At 45.2% G+C, this 19,109-nt stretch carries 24 protein-coding genes and 1 riboswitch; of the genes, 14 read left to right on the plus strand and 10 right to left on the minus strand.

All coding sequences use genetic code 11. The features are described 5' to 3' along the window. The 3 genes from KXZ66_RS05915 to KXZ66_RS05925 form a co-directional block, all read right to left on the minus strand. The gene (locus KXZ66_RS05915; protein WP_021479578.1) at positions 1-450 is read right to left on the minus strand and encodes a GNAT family N-acetyltransferase; all 450 of its coding nucleotides are present in this window, start codon (positions 448-450) and stop codon (positions 1-3) included. Positions 451-540: 90 nt separating this feature from the next. After that, positions 541-2,379 carry a bifunctional homocysteine S-methyltransferase/methylenetetrahydrofolate reductase gene (locus tag KXZ66_RS05920; RefSeq protein WP_103803890.1) on the minus strand — a complete coding sequence of 613 codons (1,839 nt, stop codon included), beginning with the start codon at positions 2,377-2,379 and terminating at the stop codon, positions 541-543. An 89-nt stretch (positions 2,380-2,468) separates the two neighbouring features. Next, positions 2,469-2,586: riboswitch (SAM riboswitch) on the minus strand. A gap of 106 nt (positions 2,587-2,692) precedes the next feature. Then, the gene (locus KXZ66_RS05925) at positions 2,693-3,184 is read right to left on the minus strand and encodes a YajQ family cyclic di-GMP-binding protein (protein ID WP_015715659.1); all 492 of its coding nucleotides are present in this window, start codon (positions 3,182-3,184) and stop codon (positions 2,693-2,695) included. 98 nt (positions 3,185-3,282) lie between these two features. On the opposite strand from KXZ66_RS05925, the gene KXZ66_RS05930 reads away from it, so the two are divergent. Beyond that, a complete protein-coding gene (locus KXZ66_RS05930) occupies positions 3,283-4,179 on the plus strand; it encodes a CvfB family protein (protein WP_072173900.1) in 897 nt (298 codons plus the stop codon). A 52-nt stretch (positions 4,180-4,231) separates the two neighbouring features. On the opposite strand, the gene KXZ66_RS05935 is transcribed toward KXZ66_RS05930, so the two are convergent. The 3 genes from KXZ66_RS05935 to KXZ66_RS05945 are packed head-to-tail and all read right to left on the minus strand — an operon-like array spanning position 4,232 to position 6,263. Continuing rightward, positions 4,232-4,816 carry a sporulation delaying protein family toxin gene (locus KXZ66_RS05935; RefSeq protein WP_003244950.1) on the minus strand — a complete coding sequence of 195 codons (585 nt, stop codon included), beginning with the start codon at positions 4,814-4,816 and terminating at the stop codon, positions 4,232-4,234. Then, positions 4,813-5,742, minus strand: coding sequence for a sporulation-delaying protein SdpB family protein (locus KXZ66_RS05940; RefSeq protein WP_003233028.1), 930 nt, complete (start codon positions 5,740-5,742; stop codon positions 4,813-4,815). Before KXZ66_RS05940 ends, KXZ66_RS05935 begins: the two co-directional genes overlap by 4 nt. After that, a complete protein-coding gene (locus KXZ66_RS05945; protein ID WP_003245405.1) occupies positions 5,727-6,263 on the minus strand; it encodes an SdpA family antimicrobial peptide system protein in 537 nt (178 codons plus the stop codon). The genes KXZ66_RS05940 and KXZ66_RS05945 overlap by 16 nt, the downstream gene beginning before the upstream one ends. A gap of 177 nt (positions 6,264-6,440) precedes the next feature. Here KXZ66_RS05945 and KXZ66_RS05950 point away from each other — a divergent pair, with 177 nt between their 5' ends. From KXZ66_RS05950 to nprB, 4 genes are all read left to right on the plus strand, one after another. After that, entirely contained in the window at positions 6,441-6,788 is a 348-nt protein-coding gene (locus tag KXZ66_RS05950) for a PadR family transcriptional regulator (RefSeq protein WP_003245674.1), read from the plus strand. Beyond that, positions 6,785-7,372: an HAAS signaling domain-containing protein gene (locus KXZ66_RS05955; RefSeq protein ID WP_038829206.1), complete on the plus strand. Its 588-nt coding sequence runs from the start codon at positions 6,785-6,787 to the stop codon at positions 7,370-7,372. Before KXZ66_RS05950 ends, KXZ66_RS05955 begins: the two co-directional genes overlap by 4 nt. 19 nt (positions 7,373-7,391) lie before the next feature. After that, positions 7,392-7,685, plus strand: coding sequence for a DUF3784 domain-containing protein (locus KXZ66_RS05960; protein ID WP_003233021.1), 294 nt, complete (start codon positions 7,392-7,394; stop codon positions 7,683-7,685). A gap of 135 nt (positions 7,686-7,820) precedes the next feature. Continuing rightward, positions 7,821-9,437, plus strand: coding sequence for a neutral protease NprB (gene nprB, locus KXZ66_RS05965; protein WP_038829207.1), 1,617 nt, complete (start codon positions 7,821-7,823; stop codon positions 9,435-9,437). A 46-nt stretch (positions 9,438-9,483) separates the two neighbouring features. Here the strand turns inward: nprB and KXZ66_RS05970 are convergent, their stop codons facing one another. Then, positions 9,484-10,335, minus strand: a complete 852-nt coding sequence (locus tag KXZ66_RS05970) for a DegV family protein (protein WP_014476410.1) — start codon at positions 10,333-10,335, stop codon at positions 9,484-9,486. 137 nt (positions 10,336-10,472) lie between these two features. Here KXZ66_RS05970 and KXZ66_RS05975 point away from each other — a divergent pair, with 137 nt between their 5' ends. Both KXZ66_RS05975 and KXZ66_RS05980 read left to right on the plus strand, forming a co-directional pair. Beyond that, positions 10,473-11,315, plus strand: coding sequence for a YitT family protein (locus KXZ66_RS05975; RefSeq protein WP_003245017.1), 843 nt, complete (start codon positions 10,473-10,475; stop codon positions 11,313-11,315). A gap of 18 nt (positions 11,316-11,333) precedes the next feature. Continuing rightward, positions 11,334-11,789 (plus strand): BsuPI-related putative proteinase inhibitor, encoded by a 456-nt coding sequence (locus KXZ66_RS05980; protein WP_014479419.1) that lies wholly within the window; start codon positions 11,334-11,336, stop codon positions 11,787-11,789. A 30-nt stretch (positions 11,790-11,819) separates the two neighbouring features. Here KXZ66_RS05980 and KXZ66_RS05985 read toward each other — a convergent pair whose 3' ends face one another. The 3 genes from KXZ66_RS05985 to yitU form a co-directional block, all read right to left on the minus strand. After that, positions 11,820-12,017, minus strand: coding sequence for a DUF3813 domain-containing protein (locus KXZ66_RS05985; protein WP_003245613.1), 198 nt, complete (start codon positions 12,015-12,017; stop codon positions 11,820-11,822). Further along, positions 12,018-12,170 carry a hypothetical protein gene (locus tag KXZ66_RS05990; RefSeq protein WP_003245103.1) on the minus strand — a complete coding sequence of 51 codons (153 nt, stop codon included), beginning with the start codon at positions 12,168-12,170 and terminating at the stop codon, positions 12,018-12,020. It abuts the gene before it with no gap. Positions 12,171-12,273: 103 nt separating this feature from the next. Then, positions 12,274-13,086 (minus strand): 5-amino-6-(5-phospho-D-ribitylamino)uracil phosphatase YitU, encoded by an 813-nt coding sequence (yitU, locus tag KXZ66_RS05995; protein ID WP_021479570.1) that lies wholly within the window; start codon positions 13,084-13,086, stop codon positions 12,274-12,276. 120 nt (positions 13,087-13,206) lie between these two features. On the opposite strand from yitU, the gene KXZ66_RS06000 reads away from it, so the two are divergent. The 7 genes from KXZ66_RS06000 (at position 13,207) to argJ (ending at position 19,095) form a co-directional block, all read left to right on the plus strand. Further along, positions 13,207-13,974 carry a prolyl oligopeptidase family serine peptidase gene (locus KXZ66_RS06000; RefSeq protein WP_219144847.1) on the plus strand — a complete coding sequence of 256 codons (768 nt, stop codon included), beginning with the start codon at positions 13,207-13,209 and terminating at the stop codon, positions 13,972-13,974. A gap of 63 nt (positions 13,975-14,037) precedes the next feature. Then, a complete protein-coding gene (locus KXZ66_RS06005; RefSeq protein ID WP_014479422.1) occupies positions 14,038-14,346 on the plus strand; it encodes a metal-sulfur cluster assembly factor in 309 nt (102 codons plus the stop codon). A 64-nt stretch (positions 14,347-14,410) separates the two neighbouring features. Then, the gene (locus tag KXZ66_RS06010; RefSeq protein ID WP_003232996.1) at positions 14,411-14,581 is read left to right on the plus strand and encodes a YqaE/Pmp3 family membrane protein; all 171 of its coding nucleotides are present in this window, start codon (positions 14,411-14,413) and stop codon (positions 14,579-14,581) included. A gap of 61 nt (positions 14,582-14,642) precedes the next feature. Continuing rightward, complete coding sequence (locus tag KXZ66_RS06015) at positions 14,643-16,073, plus strand: FAD-binding oxidoreductase (protein WP_049140715.1); 1,431 nt, start codon at positions 14,643-14,645, stop codon at positions 16,071-16,073. Then, a complete protein-coding gene (locus KXZ66_RS06020) occupies positions 16,073-16,612 on the plus strand; it encodes an MFS transporter (protein ID WP_003232993.1) in 540 nt (179 codons plus the stop codon). The genes KXZ66_RS06015 and KXZ66_RS06020 overlap by 1 nt, the downstream gene beginning before the upstream one ends. A 205-nt stretch (positions 16,613-16,817) precedes the next feature. Next, positions 16,818-17,855, plus strand: coding sequence for an N-acetyl-gamma-glutamyl-phosphate reductase (gene argC, locus KXZ66_RS06025; RefSeq protein WP_049140716.1), 1,038 nt, complete (start codon positions 16,818-16,820; stop codon positions 17,853-17,855). A 19-nt stretch (positions 17,856-17,874) separates the two neighbouring features. Then, positions 17,875-19,095, plus strand: a complete 1,221-nt coding sequence (gene argJ / locus KXZ66_RS06030) for a bifunctional ornithine acetyltransferase/N-acetylglutamate synthase (RefSeq protein WP_049140717.1) — start codon at positions 17,875-17,877, stop codon at positions 19,093-19,095. Positions 19,096-19,109: the final 14 nt, after the last annotated feature.

Genomic DNA, 19,109 nt, shown 5'->3' on the forward strand with positions numbered 1-19,109 from the left:
TCACCTGCTTGTTTCGAGTTTTTTATACATGATGATATGAGTGCCTATGCCGGGAATCTCAAACGGTTCGCCGAGTACTTCCCACCCAAGCTTTGAATAGTAGCCTTTCACATGGCTTCTGGCATTGCACCAGACTGCCTGAACGCCGTTCTTTGCCAGTTTCTCTTCCGCGTGTTTGATCAGCGTGCTCCCGCCTTTTTGATCGCGATATCCTTCAAGCGTTGCCATGCCTCTCAGCCGATATGCTGGGGATTCTGTTATTAATGGCTGATTTTGCGGGGAAAAAGAAGCGATGCTGATCAGCTTCCCTTCAAAAAACGCGCCGAGATGAAAGGAGCCTTTTGCATGATCCTCTTCATATTTGCATTGTTCAATGGATTGATGGGGGCGCAGAATGCGGTGCCGGATTTCATATGTATCTTCCGCGGATATGGTTTTGACTTCGAGCATAATGTTCCTCCTCATGACTGTTTTTCTATATCGTAACACGAATCCCGTTGAAAAAGACCGCCCGATTGGATCAGACAGTCTTTTAAGGGATTAATGCAAAAAGATATTTTGGCGCTGCTCATCTTTTTGCTGAATATATGAAGTGAGCTCAGCGGTTAAGTCAGATCTGAGGAAAGGCGTTATCAAGTAGATGCCGTTAAACAGCTCGCATGCCGTATCCAGCAGGGAGCGTGCAATTGCAAGGCCTTCCGCTTTTTGCTTTTCTTTATCTTCACCGGCATGGGCCATTTTTTCTCGAATCGTATCAGACAGCTTAATGCCGGGAATTTCATTATGGATGAATTCGGCATTCCGGCTGCTTGTCAGCGGCATGATGCCGATATAGATCGGCGTCTTCAGATGTTTTGTTTCGTTATGGATATCGACAAGCTGCTGCTCGGAATAGACAGGCTGAGAAACAAAATAATCTGCGCCGCAATCTATTTTTTTCTCAAGCCGTTTTACCGCTTTATCCAGATGGCGGACGTTAGGATTAAATGCGGCGGCAACTGAGAAATTCGTTTTCTTGCCGAGCGGTTTTCCAGACAGAGACAGACCTTCATTGAATTGTTTGATCAGCCTGATTAAATCAAAAGATGTTAAATCATATACAGACGTCGCACCAGGAAAATCCCCGATTTTAGAAGGGTCACCTGTAATAGCAAGCACGTCATTCAGCCCTAACGTATCAAGGCCCATTAAATGTGACTGTAAGCCGATAATGTTACGGTCACGGCACGTAATATGGACAAGGGAACGCATATCGAGCTGTTGCTTGATGAGAGCGCCGCAGGCAACATTGCTGATCCGCGGGGTCGCCAGAGAATTGTCGGCGAGTGTCAGGGCATCGATTCCCGCTTCTTTTAATTCAGCAGCAGCGGACAGAAATTTGTCAAAGCTCAGTTTTTTCGGCGGATCCAGCTCTACGATAATAGAGCGTTTTTTCGCTGCGATCTCATCCAGGCCGGGCTCGGTTCGCTCGTGATGAACAGAAATGAATTCTTTGGCCCGGGTTTTGACTTCTTTTTCCGTAATCGGAACCAGCCCGCCAACTGCTTCCGCCATCGCCCTGATGTGATTCGGCGTTGTGCCGCAGCAGCCGCCGATAATCCGCGCGCCTTGCTTTCGGAATTCTGACGCGCTGTTTTGAAAATACGTGTCGTCTGTTTCATAGACGAGCCGTCCCTCTTCAAGCGAAGGAAGACTGCTGTTCGGATAAACGGATAAGAATACGTCATCAAAAATCGGCACTTCGCTGAGCGCTTCAATCATGTGATAAGGCCCGAGCCGGCAGTTAATGCCGACGATATCAGCCCCGAGATCCGCAATCGATCGCAATGCGTCAGAAAGCGGTGTTCCGTCCTGCAATACGCCTTGCTCGTGCATGGAGACATTGAGCATAATCGGAAGATCAGTCTCTTTGCGCGCGATTTTCAGCACTTCACGGGCTTCTTCCAAATCATAATATGTTTCTAACAGCAAGCCATCCGGCTCTTCATGCAGCAGCAGATACAACTGCTCGCGGAAGCTGCGCTTAATTTCGTCAAGACTGTACGCGTTTTTATTAAATGTCCGTATGCCGCCCATCGTTCCAAGCACGTATGCATCGCCTGCTGAAGCCCGCGCAATCTTTACGGCCTCCTGATTCATTTTTTTGATGTCATCCTCAAGACCGTGTCTGGATAATTTAATATAGTTGGCCCCGTACGTATTCGTTTGAATAATGTTGGCTCCCGCTTCAACATACGCTTTATGTATGCGCTGAATTTCCTCCGGCTTTGAAATATTGAGCTCCTCAAAACACCTGTCAATGCCATAGGAGTAGAGGAGTGTCCCCATGGCGCCGTCACCGATTAACACCTGTCTTTGCAAATCTTCTAAAAGTCCCATTGTCTGCCTCCTTTATTCACGTCAGCAAGGAAAAAAGAGAAATAAAAAAAGTCCTCTTAAGAAGAAGACTTTGTCAGTGATTTTGTCTCTTCTTATCTTCCAAGCTGTTCGAGCTTGCTGGATTTAGCACCTTGGTCATGGCTGATCGCCATTACACCGGTTGCTGAAGCTTCGTCGGGCCAGTCCCTCTGCTTCTCTTGATAAGAACGGATATGAAATTTTCGTGTCAGGAAGTGCCAAAAGATACCTGGCGTTTTTCCCTTTCTCCAAATTTACCGAAAATAAAGACAATAATCAATAGGAATCAGAAAATTTATCTGAAATTTATAAATTGAACGTCAATTGGCAGGTCTGCTCCCCGCACAGCTGAGATAATCTGCTGCAGGTCATCTTTGTTTTTTCCGGTGACACGCACTTGATCATCCTGCACCTGAGACTTTACTTTCAGTCCGGAGTTTTTGATGATCGTATTGATTTTTTTTGCGTTGTCCTTGTCAATGCCTTGAACAAGCTTTGCACGCTGGCGCACCGTTCCGCCTGACGCGTTTTCAACCTTGCCGTACTCAATGTTTTTTGTCGGTACGTTTCGTTTAATCAATTTGCTGACCAGCACATCTTTCAGCTGGCTTAATTTGAAGTCGTCATCAGAAACGAGGACCAGCTCCTCTTTATCTAAAGAAATGTCACTTTTGCTGCCTTTAAAGTCGTATCGGGTACTGATTTCCTTCAGTGCGATTTGGATTGCGTTTTGCACTTCAGGCAATTCCACCTTGGATACAATATCAAATGAGCTTTCTTTTGCCATATGAAAACCTCCATAACATTTAACTTATGTGTTGATTATAGTAGAATAAAGAGAAACTTCCAACAGAACAAAGAATCAATTTGTGATGATTGGAAAAAATGTTAACAAAATCCGCAGAGAATAAGCGGAACAGGAAGGACGATAGCATGAGACCAGGGCAGCAATTAACCTTGAGTATAGATCACCAAACCGACTTCGGTTACTTTTTAACCGATGGGGAAGATACGATTCTCTTACATAACAGTGAAATGACTGAGGATATCGAGGACAGAGACGAAGTAGAAGTCTTTATATACGTAGACCAGCAGGAAAGGCTTGCGGCCACGATGAAAATTCCGGTCATCAGCGCGGATGAATATGGCTGGGTTGAAGTGGTGGATAAAGTGGAAGATATGGGCGTTTTCGTTGATGTCGGTTTATCGAAGGACGCACTAGTCGCAACTGAGCATTTGCCGCCGTACGAAGATGTCTGGCCGCAAAAAGGGGACAAACTTTACTGTATGCTGAAGGTGACGAACCGGGGGCGCATGTTTGCGAAACCAGCGCCGGAAGATATCATCAGCGAACTGTTTACCGACGCTTCAGAAGATCTGATGAATAAAGAGCTGACAGGTACGGTGTACAGGCTGATCGCATCGGGTTCATTCGTGATCACGGATGACGGTATCCGCTGTTTTATTCACCCGTCAGAAAGAAAAGAGGAGCCAAGACTCGGTTCAAGAGTCACAGGCCGGGTGATTCAAGTGAAAGAAGACGGTTCAGTCAACTTGTCGCTGCTTCCAAGAAAACAGGATGCAATGTCAGTTGATGCTGAGTGCATTCTAACGTATATGAGAACGAGAAACGGTGCCATGCCGTACAGTGACAAAAGCCAGCCTGACGATATCAGAGAACGTTTTAATATGAGCAAAGCCGCCTTTAAACGCGCGCTGGGCCATTTGATGAAAAACGGAAAAGTGTATCAGGAAAATGGATGGACATACGAGAAAAAATAGCATGAAAACGGCTCGCCTGCAGCAGACTGCGGAGCGAGCCGTTTTTTTATGTCTAGTTTAATTCATCAACCAGTGTTCTGATTGCCATTTCGCGATCCACATTGTCTGAAATCGCAATCGGCGTAATATCAATGGCGAGAATGATCAGAATCAGGGCACCTGCTGCAGCAACATAAGAAACATAATAGAAATAGTTAGCGGTATCAACAGTGTTGACAAGCTCGGCCTGAACTCTGGATGTATCATCCTTGGAAGCGGCGATTTCCTTTGCAGCTTCTACTTTTTCTTCAACGATTTGACCTGCTTTTTTCAGCAGTTCATCTACTTTCAATGCATCTTTGCTGTAAACAGCTTTCTTCAGGTTATCAAAAAAGTCAGCATCCTCTTTTTTAATATCAGCGACAACCTGATTGGCAAAAGCCTTTGCCTGTTTTGTGTTGAGTTTGTCTGTCATCGCTTTATTAAAGACCTCTGGAAGCTGTTTGCCAACTTCCCCTTGGGCAAACACAAAGCCTTTAAAAATTTCCTCACCTGAATACTCAAGCTGCTTTGCCTGTGCCACACTTTCTTGCTGCTTCACCAAAAACACAGTCGTCACCAATACAACCGACAAAAAAACTAGAAACGCCTTCTTCAAACTGAAACCTCTCCCTTCTTGTGTTTTTTATTCCACAACAGTCTGCGAATATATGTAAATTGAATCGTGGAATCGATAGGAGTGAGATACAATATCAAAATGCCGGCCATGATAATCGAAAAACTGATGAGGCCCAGCATGACTGCAAAAATCTCATGCATAAAAACAGCGATGATCAAAATCAATCTCCAATGCTTCTTCGGCGCAAACAGCGCCGCGAAGATGACAATTTGAACCAGCAACGTCCCCCATGTCGGAATCACCACGAACGGACTTGTTACAATTGGCTTCGTTAACGCCTGAAAAAAGCCGTTGAAGCCAATGGTTTTTTCCTGGGCAAAATAATAGACGGCCGTTCCGTCCACCCATTCCTGCTGAGACAGCTTAGCGACGGTAGAGTGAAAATAAAGTACCGCCACTTGGATTCTGATCACAAAATAAGAAATAAAAGCTGTTATTTTTCCAAGTGTTCTTTTGCCCTCTATAGGTCTCGTGCTCCAATGCCATTTTCTCGGATCGGTCAGCGTGATGGGAAGCAATAAAAAGGTCATGACGGCGGCTGCCTGCTCGCCTCCGTCGATGACGATCAGCGATGACTGCAGGCTGTAACTGACATACCAATGCAGAACCCCGGTGATTCTGGGGCGCCAGCCAATGACAACAAGCACCAGAATGGCAATGCAGACCCATCTGAAAAGATTTAACATCATATAGTTATTTTCACCAAGGCAAAAGAGACTGAGATTCATTTTACAAGCTGGATAGCTGCTGATACCGCTGGCTGGCTTCATAATGAGGCTCGGGTGATTGATGAGCAGCGTCAGCAGGCTGGATAGCGCAATGATGCTTCGCGCGAGGCCGTATACATTTGTCCACGGGTTTCTTTCGTCCCATCTGGTGATGGTCTGTTTTATGTTTTCGAGCATGAAATCACAACCTTGACTATGCTTTTTACCTGATAAGACGAAGGGGTGTATTTAGAATAGCTCCAAGGAACAATATCCTCTTTCGTCAAATAGTAGCTGCCACAAAGCAGCGGGCGGGGAGCGGGTGTTTTTAATTGCACGGTTTTGGCTTTGCTTTTGCATGCACCGAGGTCCTTTTCTTTACATGCTGTCCACTGTTCCTTGCCGACTTGGCTGTAGATCACGCCCATTTCAACGCCTTGTGACCGCCCATACCGATACAGGCCGAATAGGTTGTCAGCCCTCATATTGGGCCATCTGACCTTGGCGCTGGCATTTTCAGCCTCATATAAGCCGATTGCAGTATCACGCGGATTTTTGCTAAAAAAGCCCCAGCCCTGAGGGAGGATGCTGGACATGAGAAATTTGGAGTCCTTTGTCAGCGGAATCGGGGTTGTCCCTAAGCTGCCAATAATAGAAAACAGAAATAGCGAACCCCAAAGGATTGAAAAAATGACAAAAAATGATATCGATTTCTGCATTCGACTGCTCCTTTTAACCTGAAGAATCGTTTTTACACTTTTCATAATATAAAAACATTTATGTAATAAAAAGGTTAAAAAGTATGAGAAATTCCATTTTTGTTAAAAGGAAAAACAGGACATTTTACACTGCTATATGTGATTGATATATAGTGGTTTTTTCGATATATTTAAACCATGAAAACGAATCAAGTTAATGACCGCTGGATTGTTCAATTTCGAAAAGGGATTTTCGAGCTGGCCATCCTATCCCTTCTGCGTTCTAAACCGATGTACGGTTATGAGCTGACGTCATCCTTAAAAACCACCTCGGCGCTGGCTATTTCAGAGGGAGCGATTTATCCGATTTTGAAACGTATGACCGAGAAGGGATGGATCGAATTTTTTTGGGAAGATTCACTGGACGGCCCGAAAAGAAAGTATTACAAAATGACACAAAAAGGAGAAGAAATGTTAAAAGAACGGCTGGAGAAATACCTGGAAACCCATCAAGCCTTACTGTCTTTATCGGGGGATTTGCTATGAATGGACAGCTTATCATTGACCGATACATGGAGGAACTAAATGCAGAGCTGGCGAATATGCCTGATGTAGAGAGAGAAAACGCTATCGACGAATTAAAGGGGCATATCACCGCTTTCGTTCAAGACAGAATCAAAGCCGGCCTTAGTGAAGAGGAACTGCAGAAAGCTGTTGAATCTGAATTTTCTCATCCGAAGGAGCTTGCCGAATTGATGATGGGTGATGGGGGAGAGACGAAAAGGAGGAGGTCTTTATTGGGCAAAAGCTGGCTTTCGGTCCTTCTCATTGTCACGATTATCGCCCTGCCGCTGCTGCCGTCCGACTTCAGACATCTGCCGCTGGCTGTTTATTTAATGGTGCTCGCCGGATATGTATGGAAGCGGAAAAAATTGATGATGTTTGCAGGTGTCAGAAAAAACAAAATGCGCTCTCAAAAGGAGATTGTTACGATTTCGCGAGTCGGTGCGGTTTATCTGCTGTTTTTAGCAGTGCTGCTTCTTTTGAGCCCGTTCCTCAATGCGCTTGTCGTCCTGCTGCTGATTGCAGTAAGCTGCGCCGCTTTTTTTCTTTTTCTTAACATCAAGTAATCTTGTAGGAGGCTGTAAGATGGAAATCAGCATCAATTATCTATTAATTGTCATCGCGCTTTTATTCTTTGTGGTTGCCTATTTTGTCGGAATCAAAAAACAAACCTGGATGCTGGCTGGGTTTAACGAGGCGCGTATACGGGATAAAGACCGGCTGGCCAGAATAGCAGGCTACTTTTTCTTGAATTCCGGTTTGTTCATTTTGCTGAATAGTTTTATCTCATTTCAAGGTCAGGAGCAGCTCATACCTCCGCTTATACTGGCATATGGAGCAGGGGTTATTATTTATGTCAATAAAAAATTAGTAGAGTAGAAAAAGAAGGGCAGAGCGAAGTATCTCCGCCCTTCTTTTTTGGGAAAATAAGAACGAAGCACCACATACAAGTTTTTGTATTTTTGATAGGATGAAGAAAAATGGTAGATTCCAAAATAGGAAGGATGTGGTGTTTTGCGCAACCTGACCAAGACATCTCTATTACTGGCCGGCTTATGTACGGCGGCCCAAATGGTTTTTGTAACACATGCCTCAGCTGATCAAAGCATCAAATACGACCATACGTATCAAACCCCTTCATACATCATCGAAAAGTCATCGCAGAAGCCGGTACAAAACACAACCCAGAAAGAATCGCTATTTTCCTATCTTGACAAGCATCAAACGCAGTTTAAGCTCAAAGGGAATGCGAACAGTCATTTTCGCATTTCGAAAACCATAAAGGATCCAAAAACAAAACAAACGTTTTTTAAATTAACGGAGGTTTACAAAGGAATTCCGATTTACGGCTTTGAACAAGCGGTCGCGATGAAGGAAAACAAACAAGTGAAAAGTTTCTTTGGAAAGGTGCATCCGCAAATCAAGGACGTCTCCATCACACCGTCTATTTCTGAGAAAAAAGCAATACATACAGCAAGGCGTGAGCTCGAGGCTTCCATTGGAAAAATCGAATATCTTGATGGGGAACCAAAAGGCGAATTATATATCTATCCACACGACGGTGAATATGATCTCGCCTACCTTGTGAGACTCTCGACATCTGAACCTGATCCTGGCTATTGGCATTATTTCATCGATGCCAAAAACGGAAAGGTCATTGAGTCCTTTAATGCCATTCATGAAGCGGCAGGTACAGGAATCGGCGTATCAGGTGATGAAAAAAGCTTTGACGTCACAGAACAAAATGGGCGCTTTTATTTGGCTGACGAAACAAGGGGAAAAGGGATCAATACATTTGACGCGAAGAACCTGAACGAAACCTTGTTTACGCTTTTGTCTCAACTAATCGGGTATACTGGCAAAGAAATAGTCAGCGGCACGTCCGTATTTTATGAACCTGCGGCTGTAGACGCACACGCAAATGCGCAAGCCGTTTACGATTATTACAGCAAGACATTTGGCCGTGATTCTTTTGATCAAAACGGAGCAAGGATTACGTCTACCGTGCATGTCGGCAAACAATGGAACAATGCTGCGTGGAACGGTGTCCAGATGGTATACGGGGATGGAGACGGTTCGAAATTTAAGCCGCTGTCTGGATCGCTCGACATTGTCGCGCATGAAATCACACACGCAGTCACACAGTATTCCGCCGGTCTTTTATATCAAGGAGAACCCGGTGCATTAAATGAGTCCATTTCTGACATTATGGGCGCGATGGCTGACCGTGATGATTGGGAGATCGGCGAAGATGTCTATACTCCTGGTATTGCAGGAGATTCATTGCGGTCATTGGAGGACCCATCTAAGCAGGGAAATCCAGATCATTACTCGAACCGCTACACAGGAACAGAGGATTATGGCGGAGTCCATATCAATTCGTCCATTCACAATAAAGCAGCTTATCTTCTTGCAGAAGGAGGCGTGCACCACGGTGTACAGGTTGAAGGGATTGGGCGTGAAGCAAGTGAACAAATTTACTATCGGGCTTTAACATATTATGTAACGGCATCTACAGATTTCAGCATGATGAAGCAAGCGGCGATTGAAGCTGCCAATGATTTATACGGTGAAGGCTCGAAGCAATCAGCTTCAGTCGAAAAGGCGTATGAGGCTGTCGGCATTCTATAAGCAAACAAAAACAGTCAGGACACAGAGTCTGACTGTTTTTGTTTGCTCATTTTCTTAAAAAGAATATCGCCAATGTACCTGGACCGGCATGCGAGCCGATTGCTGAACTGATTGGATGCATAATAATTTCTTTCGGCTTGAACGCTTCCTCAATCAGGTGTTTCATGTCCGTGGCTTTTTCTTTGTTCGCGGCGTAGCTGATCCCGACGGTTTGATCGCTCCAATCATCCCCGCGCTCTTTCATAAGCTCGATGATCCGTTTGAAAAGTTTCTTCTGTCCGCGGATTTTTTCCAGAGGCACAAGCTTGCCGTCCTCCATCTGAAGCAGCGGTTTAATATTCAACAGGCCGCCGACAAAAGCGGACGTTTTGGATATCCGGCCGCCCCTCGCGAGATATGTTAAATCATCAACGGTAAAAATGTGTTCAAGCTGGCTGCAAAAGTTCTTTACAGACGTTTCAATTTCTTGTATTGTATTCCCGTTGATACAGAGATCGGCAGCATGCCGGACAGCCAGACCGTATCCTAATGAAGCGCATTTGGAATCAATGACCCGCAAATCGAAATCGGGGAATTCCTCCTTCACTTCATTGGCGATCATTACAGCTGTCTGATACGTGCCGGAGAGACCTGAGGAAAAGGCAATGTAAAGAGCGGGATCACCTGTTTCGGCATATTGCAAAAACACATTTTTAATCGTTTGCGGTGAGGCTTGGGACGTCTTAGGCGTTTCTCCATTTTGCATCGCTTCAAATATTTGATCCGCATGAATTGTGACTGCATCTTCGAATTCTTTATCGCCGAGAGAAACCCTGAGCGGAATAAAGCCAATGCCTTTTTCTTCAAAATAAGAACGAGGCAAATCAGTGGCGCTGTCAGCGATGAGATGAACTGTCATATTGCTTCCCTTCTTTCCGTTATCGCTCGTTATCATGAGAGTTAAGCCAACTATATCATATTAATTTGCCAAAATCGTGTTCAAATATTTGTTTTAAGGGAAAACATAATAAAGAAGAAAGAGCGGAGGAACATGCCATGGTACTAGATCAAACAAAAAAATTACTCATCGTCATCATCGGCGCTTTACTCAATGCTGCCGGGCTGAACTTATTTTTGATACCTGCAGATGTATATGCCAGCGGATTTACAGGTGTTGCCCAGCTTTTATCAAGCGTCGTTGATCAATATGCCCCCTTTTACATATCGACGGGAACGCTCTTGTTCCTCTTAAACATTCCGGTCGGTATTTTAGGATGGCTGAAGGTCGGCAAATCGTTTACAGTGTACAGCATTTTAAGTGTCGCACTCACTACTCTGTTTATGGGGATCCTGCCGGAAACAAGCCTGTCACATGACATTTTGCTGAACGCGGTGTTCGGCGGCGTCATTTCCGCAGTCGGTATCGGCTTAACATTAAAATACGGAGCTTCGACAGGCGGGCTTGATATCGTCGCCATGGTACTTGCAAAGTGGAAGGATAAACCCGTCGGCACGTATTTCTTCATTCTGAACGGGATTATCATCTTGACGGCAGGATTATTGCAAGGTTGGGAGAAAGCATTATATACCCTGGTTACACTATATGTGACAACGAGGGTGATCGACGCCATTCACACTCGCCACATGAAGCTTACGGCAATGATTGTGACGAAAAAAGCGGACGAAATCAAGGAAGCCATTTACGGAAAAATGGTGCGCGGCATCACAACTGTTCCGGCAAAAGGAGCTTTTACGAACGAACAGAAAGAAATGATGATTATCGTCATCACGAGGTATGAACTGTACGATTTAGAAAAGATCGTCAAAGAAGTTGATCCAAAAGCATTTACGAACATCGTTCAAACGACAGGGATTTTTGGTTTCTTTAGAAAAGACTGACGAAAGCAGGTGGAAGTCGTGAAACGGCTGCTTGTGATGCTCCTCCCCGTGCTGCTTTTGATAGGCTGCGGGAAAGATGAGCAGACAGAACCCGATAAGGAGGTATCAGGCGGAATGGAGAATCAAGAGGTTGTTTTATCTATTGACGCAATTCAGGAGCCTGAACAAATCAAGTTTAACATGTCGCTGAAGAACCAAAGCGAACGTGCTATTGAGTTTCAATTCAGCACAGGGCAAAAATTTGAACTTGTCGTGTATGATTCTGAGCACAAAGAAAGATACCGTTATTCGAAAGACAAAATGTTTACGCAGGCTTTTCAAAACCTGACGCTTGAATCTGGAGAAACATATGATTTCTCTGATGTGTGGAAGGAAGTCCCTGAGCCCGGAACCTATGAGGTCAAGGTGACATTTAAGGGCAGGGCGGAAAATCTCAAGCAGGTTCAGGCTGTTCAGCAGTTTGAAGTCAAATAAGAGGCTATGGCGAGTCGCCATAGCCTTTTTTTATTGCAGTTTGTCCAGCTGATTTTGAAATTGATGCAACTGTTGACGTTCCGCATCTGTCGAATTGGCATACGCAGAAGATACAGCATTTTTGGCTCTCAGAATCGCTTGCTCCTGATCGCCTTCCTCAAAGCCGTTTGTCACCATGACCGCCTGTTGAACAAATGATTTTGCCTGCTGAAATAGTTCATTTCTCATTTAATATTCATACTGCCTTTCAGCCGAGTCTCGTGCCGCGGCATGCTGGTGAGCTTCTTCTAAAGTAGACCGATATGGAAATCTTGCGGCGTGTAGCCCGATGGAGTCTTTACCCTGCTGAATAAACCTTCTGGATTTGCTTCGTTTACCCATTTTGAGACTGCCCCCTTCCATACTTTGACGAGATGAGTCGTCTTCAATAGTATGGTGGGGGAAAGTAAGGTTTATGAGTGGGAAAAATTAATACGGACCTTCTTTAAAGTGAGAAATATTCTTTCAAAAACCTTGCCACGCCGTCCTCTTCATTTGTGGCCGTAGTTCGGTTGGCAATCTGCTTGACCGCGTCAATTCCATTTCCCATTGCAACGCCGCAGCCTGCAAATTCAAGCATTTCCAAATCGTTATCCTCATCTCCAAAAGCAATGATCCGCTCCCTAGGCACGCCGTAATAATCGCTGATTTTCTGCAGGCCGACCGCTTTATTCATGCCGCTTTTGATAATTTCAATGACATGCCACGGAGCGGCCCATCTTCTATGGTCGATCACCTCGGCATGCACATCCGATAAATATGAGCGTATTGCCGGCACATCCTCTTCCTTTGCATGTATGAGTACGGACGTCACATCTTCACCGAGATTTTCCCGCAAGTCTCCGACCGTTACATTTGTTGTGTTCATGTTAAAGGCATCAATCAGGTGCTCATCATGGTAATGAAAGTATACGTCATCAATGACTTCAGCAAGCACGTTATGTACGTTGTAGCTCTCGCTGATATCCACGAGCTGTTTGACAACATCAAGCGGCAGCGACGTATGATACCGTCCCCAGCTGTCGTCTTGCGGATGATGGACAAATGCTCCGTTAAAATTGACAATTGGCGTTGTCAGCTCCATCTGCTGGTAGTACATGGAACTTGAACGATACGGACGGCCTGTTGAGATGCAGACATGATGCCCGTCATCTTTTAGGCGCTGTATCGTCTGAAGGGTGTTTTCAGATATGGTTTTATCATCCTTTAATAATGTTCCATCTAAATCTAATGCGATTAAATAGGGTTTTGTCTCCATGAAAAGCTCCTTTAACCTTAGATTTTGCTTGTTTTGCCTTACTTACAGTGTAGCTTTTTACCATCTTTATTGTCTACATGTTACACTTATGATTATGGTTATCCTAAGGAGGGGCACATTGTGATACAAATTGAGAATCAAACCGTTTCCGGTATTCCGTTTTTACATATTGTAAAGGAAGAGAACAGGCACCGCGCTGTTCCTCTTGTGATCTTTATCCATGGTTTTACAAGCGCGAAGGAACACAACCTTCATATTGCTTATCTGCTTGCGGAGAAGGGTTTTAGAGCCGTTCTGCCGGAGGCTTTGCACCATGGGGAACGGGGAGAAGAAATGGCTGTCGAAGAGCTGGCGGGGCATTTTTGGGATATCGTCCTAAACGAGATTGAAGAGATCGGCGTACTTAAAAACCATTTTGAAAAAGAGGGCCTGATAGACGGCGGCCGCATCGGTCTCGCAGGCACGTCAATGGGCGGCATCACAACGCTTGGCGCTTTGACTGCGTATGATTGGATAAAAGCCGGCGTCAGCCTGATGGGAAGCCCCAATTACGTGGAGCTGTTTCAGCAGCAGATTGACCATATTCAATCTCAGGGCATTGAAATCGATGTGCCGGAAGAGAAGGTACAGCAGCTGATGAAACGTCTCGAATTGCGGGATCTCAGCCTTCAGCCGGAGAAACTGCAACAGCGCCCGCTTTTATTTTGGCATGGTGCAAAAGATAAGGTCGTGCCTTACGCGCCGACCCGGAAATTTTATGACACGATCAAATCCCAATACAGCGAGCAGCCGGAACGCCTGCAATTTATCGGAGATGAAAACGCTGACCATAAAGTCCCGCGGGCAGCTGTGTTAAAAACGATTGAATGGTTTGAAACGTACTTATAAAGCACGAAGTTATTAACAAGAGCTGAATTTACGTTATACTGTAGAAAAAAGGAGTGAGGGAACGTGGAAGAAGCATTAAAAGAAAACATCATGGGCGCCCTGGAACAGGTTGTCGATCCTGAGCTTGGCGTTGATATCGTGAACCTTGGTTTGGTATACGACGTTGACATGGATGAAGACGGCTTAACGCACGTGACGATGACACTGACATCAATGGGATGCCCTTTAGCGCCGATTATCGTGGATGAGGTGAAAAAAGCATTAGCGGACCTTCCTGAGGTGAAAGACACAGAGGTTCACATTGTATGGAATCCGCCTTGGACTAGGGATAAAATGTCCAGATACGCAAAAATTGCGCTTGGCATTCAATAAAACAAAAGAGGACAGCCTGATATGTGAGGCTGTCCTTTTTTACAGCTGAAAGGAGTGAAAGGAAATGATGTACCTGCTGGCAGTTTTATGCCCGCCGCTTGCTGTTTTGTTTTCGGGAAAACCGTTTCAGGCCTTGCTGAATCTCATATTGACCTGTATCTTTTGGCTGCCGGGCGCGATTCACGCCTGCTTTATCGTCGCCGACCGCCGTGCCGAAAAACGGGCAAGAAGATAATTTGGAAAAATGAGGACGCAGTCATGGTATAATAGTCATAAAAAACAGCAGGGAGAGCACTATGAAAAAGAAATTGCTTGCATTCGCGCTTTGTACTGGCGCGTATGCGGCACTGTTTGCGTACTCTGTGAACCCAGAGCAAAAAACAGACACAAGCGAGATGACGGATGTCAGCCGCCTGATGCCTGTAAAAATAAAGCAGACAGTGAAAGGGCAGGAAGAGGAAACGCTCATTGACACAGTCAAAGAGGCAAATCGAAAAAACATAAAAATTTCAATCGCCGGAGCCCAGCACTCCATGGGCGGCCATACATATTATGAGGACGGCATCGTTCTCGACATGACGGGCTACAACAAAATCCTGTCACTCGATCAAGAGAAGAAAACCATCAGGGTGCAAAGCGGTGCAACGTGGAATGATATCCAGAAATACGTGAATCCATACGGACTCGCGGTAAAAGTCATGCAGTCACAAAACATTTTTACAATCGGCGGATCTCTCAGCGCAAATGCACACGGACGTGATATTCGCTACGGCTCGCTGATTGATACAGTCAAATCATTTCGGCTTTTAAAAGCTGACGGGACGATTATCACTGTCACTCCAAAAGATGATTTGTTTACGGCGGTCATCGGAGGGTACGGTCTTTTTGGCGTGATTCTTGATGTAACGCTTGAGCTGACAGATGATGAGCTGTATGTCATGAAGACAGAAAAAATGAATTACAGCACATACTCAGACTATTTTTCAAAGCATGTAAAAGGAAATCCAGATGTCCGAATGCATCTGGCGCGAATTTCAACAGCGAAAAAAGGATTTCTGAAAGACATGTATGTCACGAATTACGTATTGGCTAATCATCAGGATCAGCTGTCCTCATACAGCGAACTTAAAGAAGACGAGTATACGGGAGCCACAAAGTTTGCACTCGGCTTGTCAAGACGGTATGAATGGGGGAGGAATTGGCTGTGGGACACACAGCAATCCTATTTCCTGAGCCAAAACGGCACAGAGATTTCACGCAATAACGTCATGCGGTCCGAATCAAAGTTTCTTGAGTATGAAAACAATGACAACACAGATGTTTTGCAAGAATACTTTGTGCCCGTGAAGGAGTATGGGTCCTATATTGATGACCTGAGACAAACGCTGTCGGACGAAGATCTGAACCTGCTGAACATTACGATCCGCTACGTGCAGAAAAATGAAAAGGCCGACCTTTCCTATGCGAAGGACGATATGTTTTCGCTCGTACTATTAATAAACGAGGGCTTTTCAAAAGAAGACCAGGCAGATACTGCCCGAATCATCAGGCACATGACAGACGTTGCCATCAAGCACGGCGGCAGCTATTATCTGCCTTATATGACCTACCAGACAAAAGCGCAAATGAGACAGGCATATCCGAAAAGTGAAGCGTTTTTTCAGAAAAAACGAACCTATGACCCGGATGAACGCTTTATGAATTACTTTTATCAGAGGTATAAATAATGGGGAAAAACAAATTAAAATGGCTGACATTATCACAAAGCAGCGTGTTTTTCGCAAGCAGCTTAATCTTTCCGTTTTATATTCTGTTTGTGAAAAATATCGGCTCAAGCTACACACAGTTCGGTTTTTCCTACGGATTGTTCGGGTTGAGCGGAGCGCTCATTTACCCGCTCCTCGGACGGCTGTCTGAAAGGTTTGACAGCCGTTATTTTCTGCTTCTGAACTCGTGGGGGATGGCTGTTCTGCTTTTATATGTCCCGCATATCGGAAGCGTCGTTCAAGTGTACATCGTCCAAGTGCTGTTAGGGCTCTTTGGAGCGATGCAAAAGCATGGAGAAAAAGTGCTGATCGCTAATTTTACAGACAGCGGAGAGCGTGGAAAGAAGATTGGAAATTACCATTTTTGGACAGCTGTCTTTTCAGCAGCAGCCATTATGCTCGGGGGCTTTCTCGCTGACTTTTTTACAGTGCAAATGATTTTTTATGCAAGCTCTATTCTATATTTTTTGAGTGGATTGATGATGATGAAAACAGGGTGACGCGGTCAGCCTGTTTTTTTATGCGGCTGAAATGCGGCGCCGCATCAACGTTTTTGTGCTGAAGTCATGCTGATTTTTTTGAGCGGAATTTCCATTGAACAGAAAATTTATAAATGAATAAAAATATTAAATATACGATTGAATTAATTTTTATTCATGTTATAATGTTAAATAATTTCACAAAGACCAAGAGGGTGAACTTGTTTTGAAAATAGGAATTGTAGGTGCTACAGGATATGGAGGCACCGAACTTGTCAGGATTCTTTCGCATCATCCTCATGCAGAGGAATGCATGCTTTATTCATCCAGCGGAGAAGGGAATGTCTATAGCGAGGGTTATCCTCATCTTACCGGCTTAGCGGATCAGCAGCTGAAGCCGATTGATATGAATACGATCAAACACGAAATAGATATCATGTTTCTCGCTGCGCCGCCCGGAGTATCAAGTGAATTGACTCCAAAGCTGGCAGAAGCGGGAATTCCGGTTATTGATCTGTCAGGTGATCTGAGGATACAAGATCCGGCTGAATATGAAAAATGGTATAAACGGACAGCGGCACCGAAGGCGGTGATTCAAGAGGCGGTATACGGTCTGGCAGAACTGAATCAACAGCAAATTCAACAGGCGAAACTCATTGCCAATCCAGGCTGTTTTCCAACAGCTGTTTTGCTTGGCCTCGCGCCATTGGCTCAAAAGAAACTGCTCGATGAATCTTTCGTTATCGTTGACGCGAAGACGGGTGTTTCCGGAGCGGGAAGAAAAGCATCCATGGGAACCCATTTTTCTGAGCTGAACGACAATTTTAAAATTTACAAAGTCAATGAACATCAGCACACGCCGGAAATTGAGCAGGCGCTGAATGAATGGCAGCCAGGCCTCGGGCCCATTACATTTTCGGCTCACTTGGTTCCGATGACAAGGGGCATTATGGCGACGATGTATACCAGATTAACCTGTGATCTATCAGCAGATGACCTGCATGATTTATATTCGGAATTTTACCAAGATTCATATTTTGTGAGAGTGAGGCCAAAAGGTCAGTACCCGCAAACGAAAGAAGTGTACGGCAGCAATTTCTGTGATATCGCCGTGACCCTCGATGAGAGAACGAACAGAGTCACGATCGTCTCGGTAATCGATAATTTAATGAAGGGTGCCGCCGGTCAGGCAGTGCAAAACTTTAATTTGATGAATGGCTGGAATGAAGAAACTGGACTCACCATCACGCCAATTTATCCATAGAACGGGAGAGAATCGAACCATGATTCAGTTAAGTGAAGATCAAATTGTAAAAGTAACAGGTGATGTATCCTCGCCAAAAGGGTTTCAGGCAAAGGGTGTGCATTGCGGGCTGCGCTACTCGAAAAAAGACCTCGGCGTCATTATCAGCGAGACACCGGCTGTGAGCGCAGCAGTTTATACCCAAAGCCACTTTCAGGCTGCTCCGATCAAAGTGACACAAGACAGCTTAAAGCACGGACCGACACTGAAAGCCATTATCGTCAACAGTGCCATTGCCAATGCCTGCACGGGAGAACAAGGCCTAAAGGACGCATACACAATGCGGGAGAGCTTTGCTTCACAGCTTGGCATTGAGCCGGAGCTTGTCGCTGTTTCATCAACGGGTGTCATCGGCGAGCATTTAGACATGGAAAAAATCCACGCGGGGATCGAACTGCTGAAAGAAACACCTGCGGGATCAGGCGATTTTGAGGAAGCCATTTTAACAACTGATACGGTGATCAAGCAGACGTGCTATGAACTGGCAATCGGCGGCAAAACAGTCACGATCGGCGGAGCGGCCAAAGGCTCAGGGATGATACACCCGAACATGGCCACGATGCTGGGATTTGTGACAACTGACGCGGCAATCGAAGAAAAAGCGCTGCAAAAGGCGCTTCGGGAAATCACTGACGTTTCATTTAACCAAATCACAGTTGACGGAGAAACATCCACGAACGATATGGTATTAGTTATGGCGAATGGCTGCGCCGAAAACGAGTGCCTGACAGAAGACCACCCAGACTGGCCGGTCTTTAAAAAAGCGCTCTTGCTCACTTGTGAGGATCTGGCTAAAGAGATTGCCAGAGACGGAGAAGGCGCGACAAAACTAATTGAAGCACAAGTACAGGGAGCGAAAAACAATCTTGATGCAAACGTCATTGCCAAAAAGATTGTCGGCTCAAGTCTCGTGAAAACGGCAGTATACGGAACAGATGCCAACTGGGGGCGGATCATCGGAGCCATTGGACACTCCGCAGCTCAAGTGACGGCAGAAGAAGTAGAGGTTTATCTTGGCGGCCAATGCCTGTTTAAGAATAACGAGCCTCAGCCATTCTCTGAATCTCTCGCCAAGGAATACCTTGAAGGAGATGAAATCACCATTGTCATCAAGATGGATGAAGGGGACGGAAACGGGAGAGCGTGGGGCTGTGACCTGACCTATGACTATATCAAAATTAACGCGAGCTATCGCACGTAATAAAGGGGAGCGAA

The sequence above is a fragment of the Bacillus sp. LJBS17 genome (genome assembly GCF_019334685.1).
GTDB classification, from domain to species: Bacteria; Bacillota; Bacilli; order Bacillales; family Bacillaceae; genus Bacillus; species Bacillus subtilis.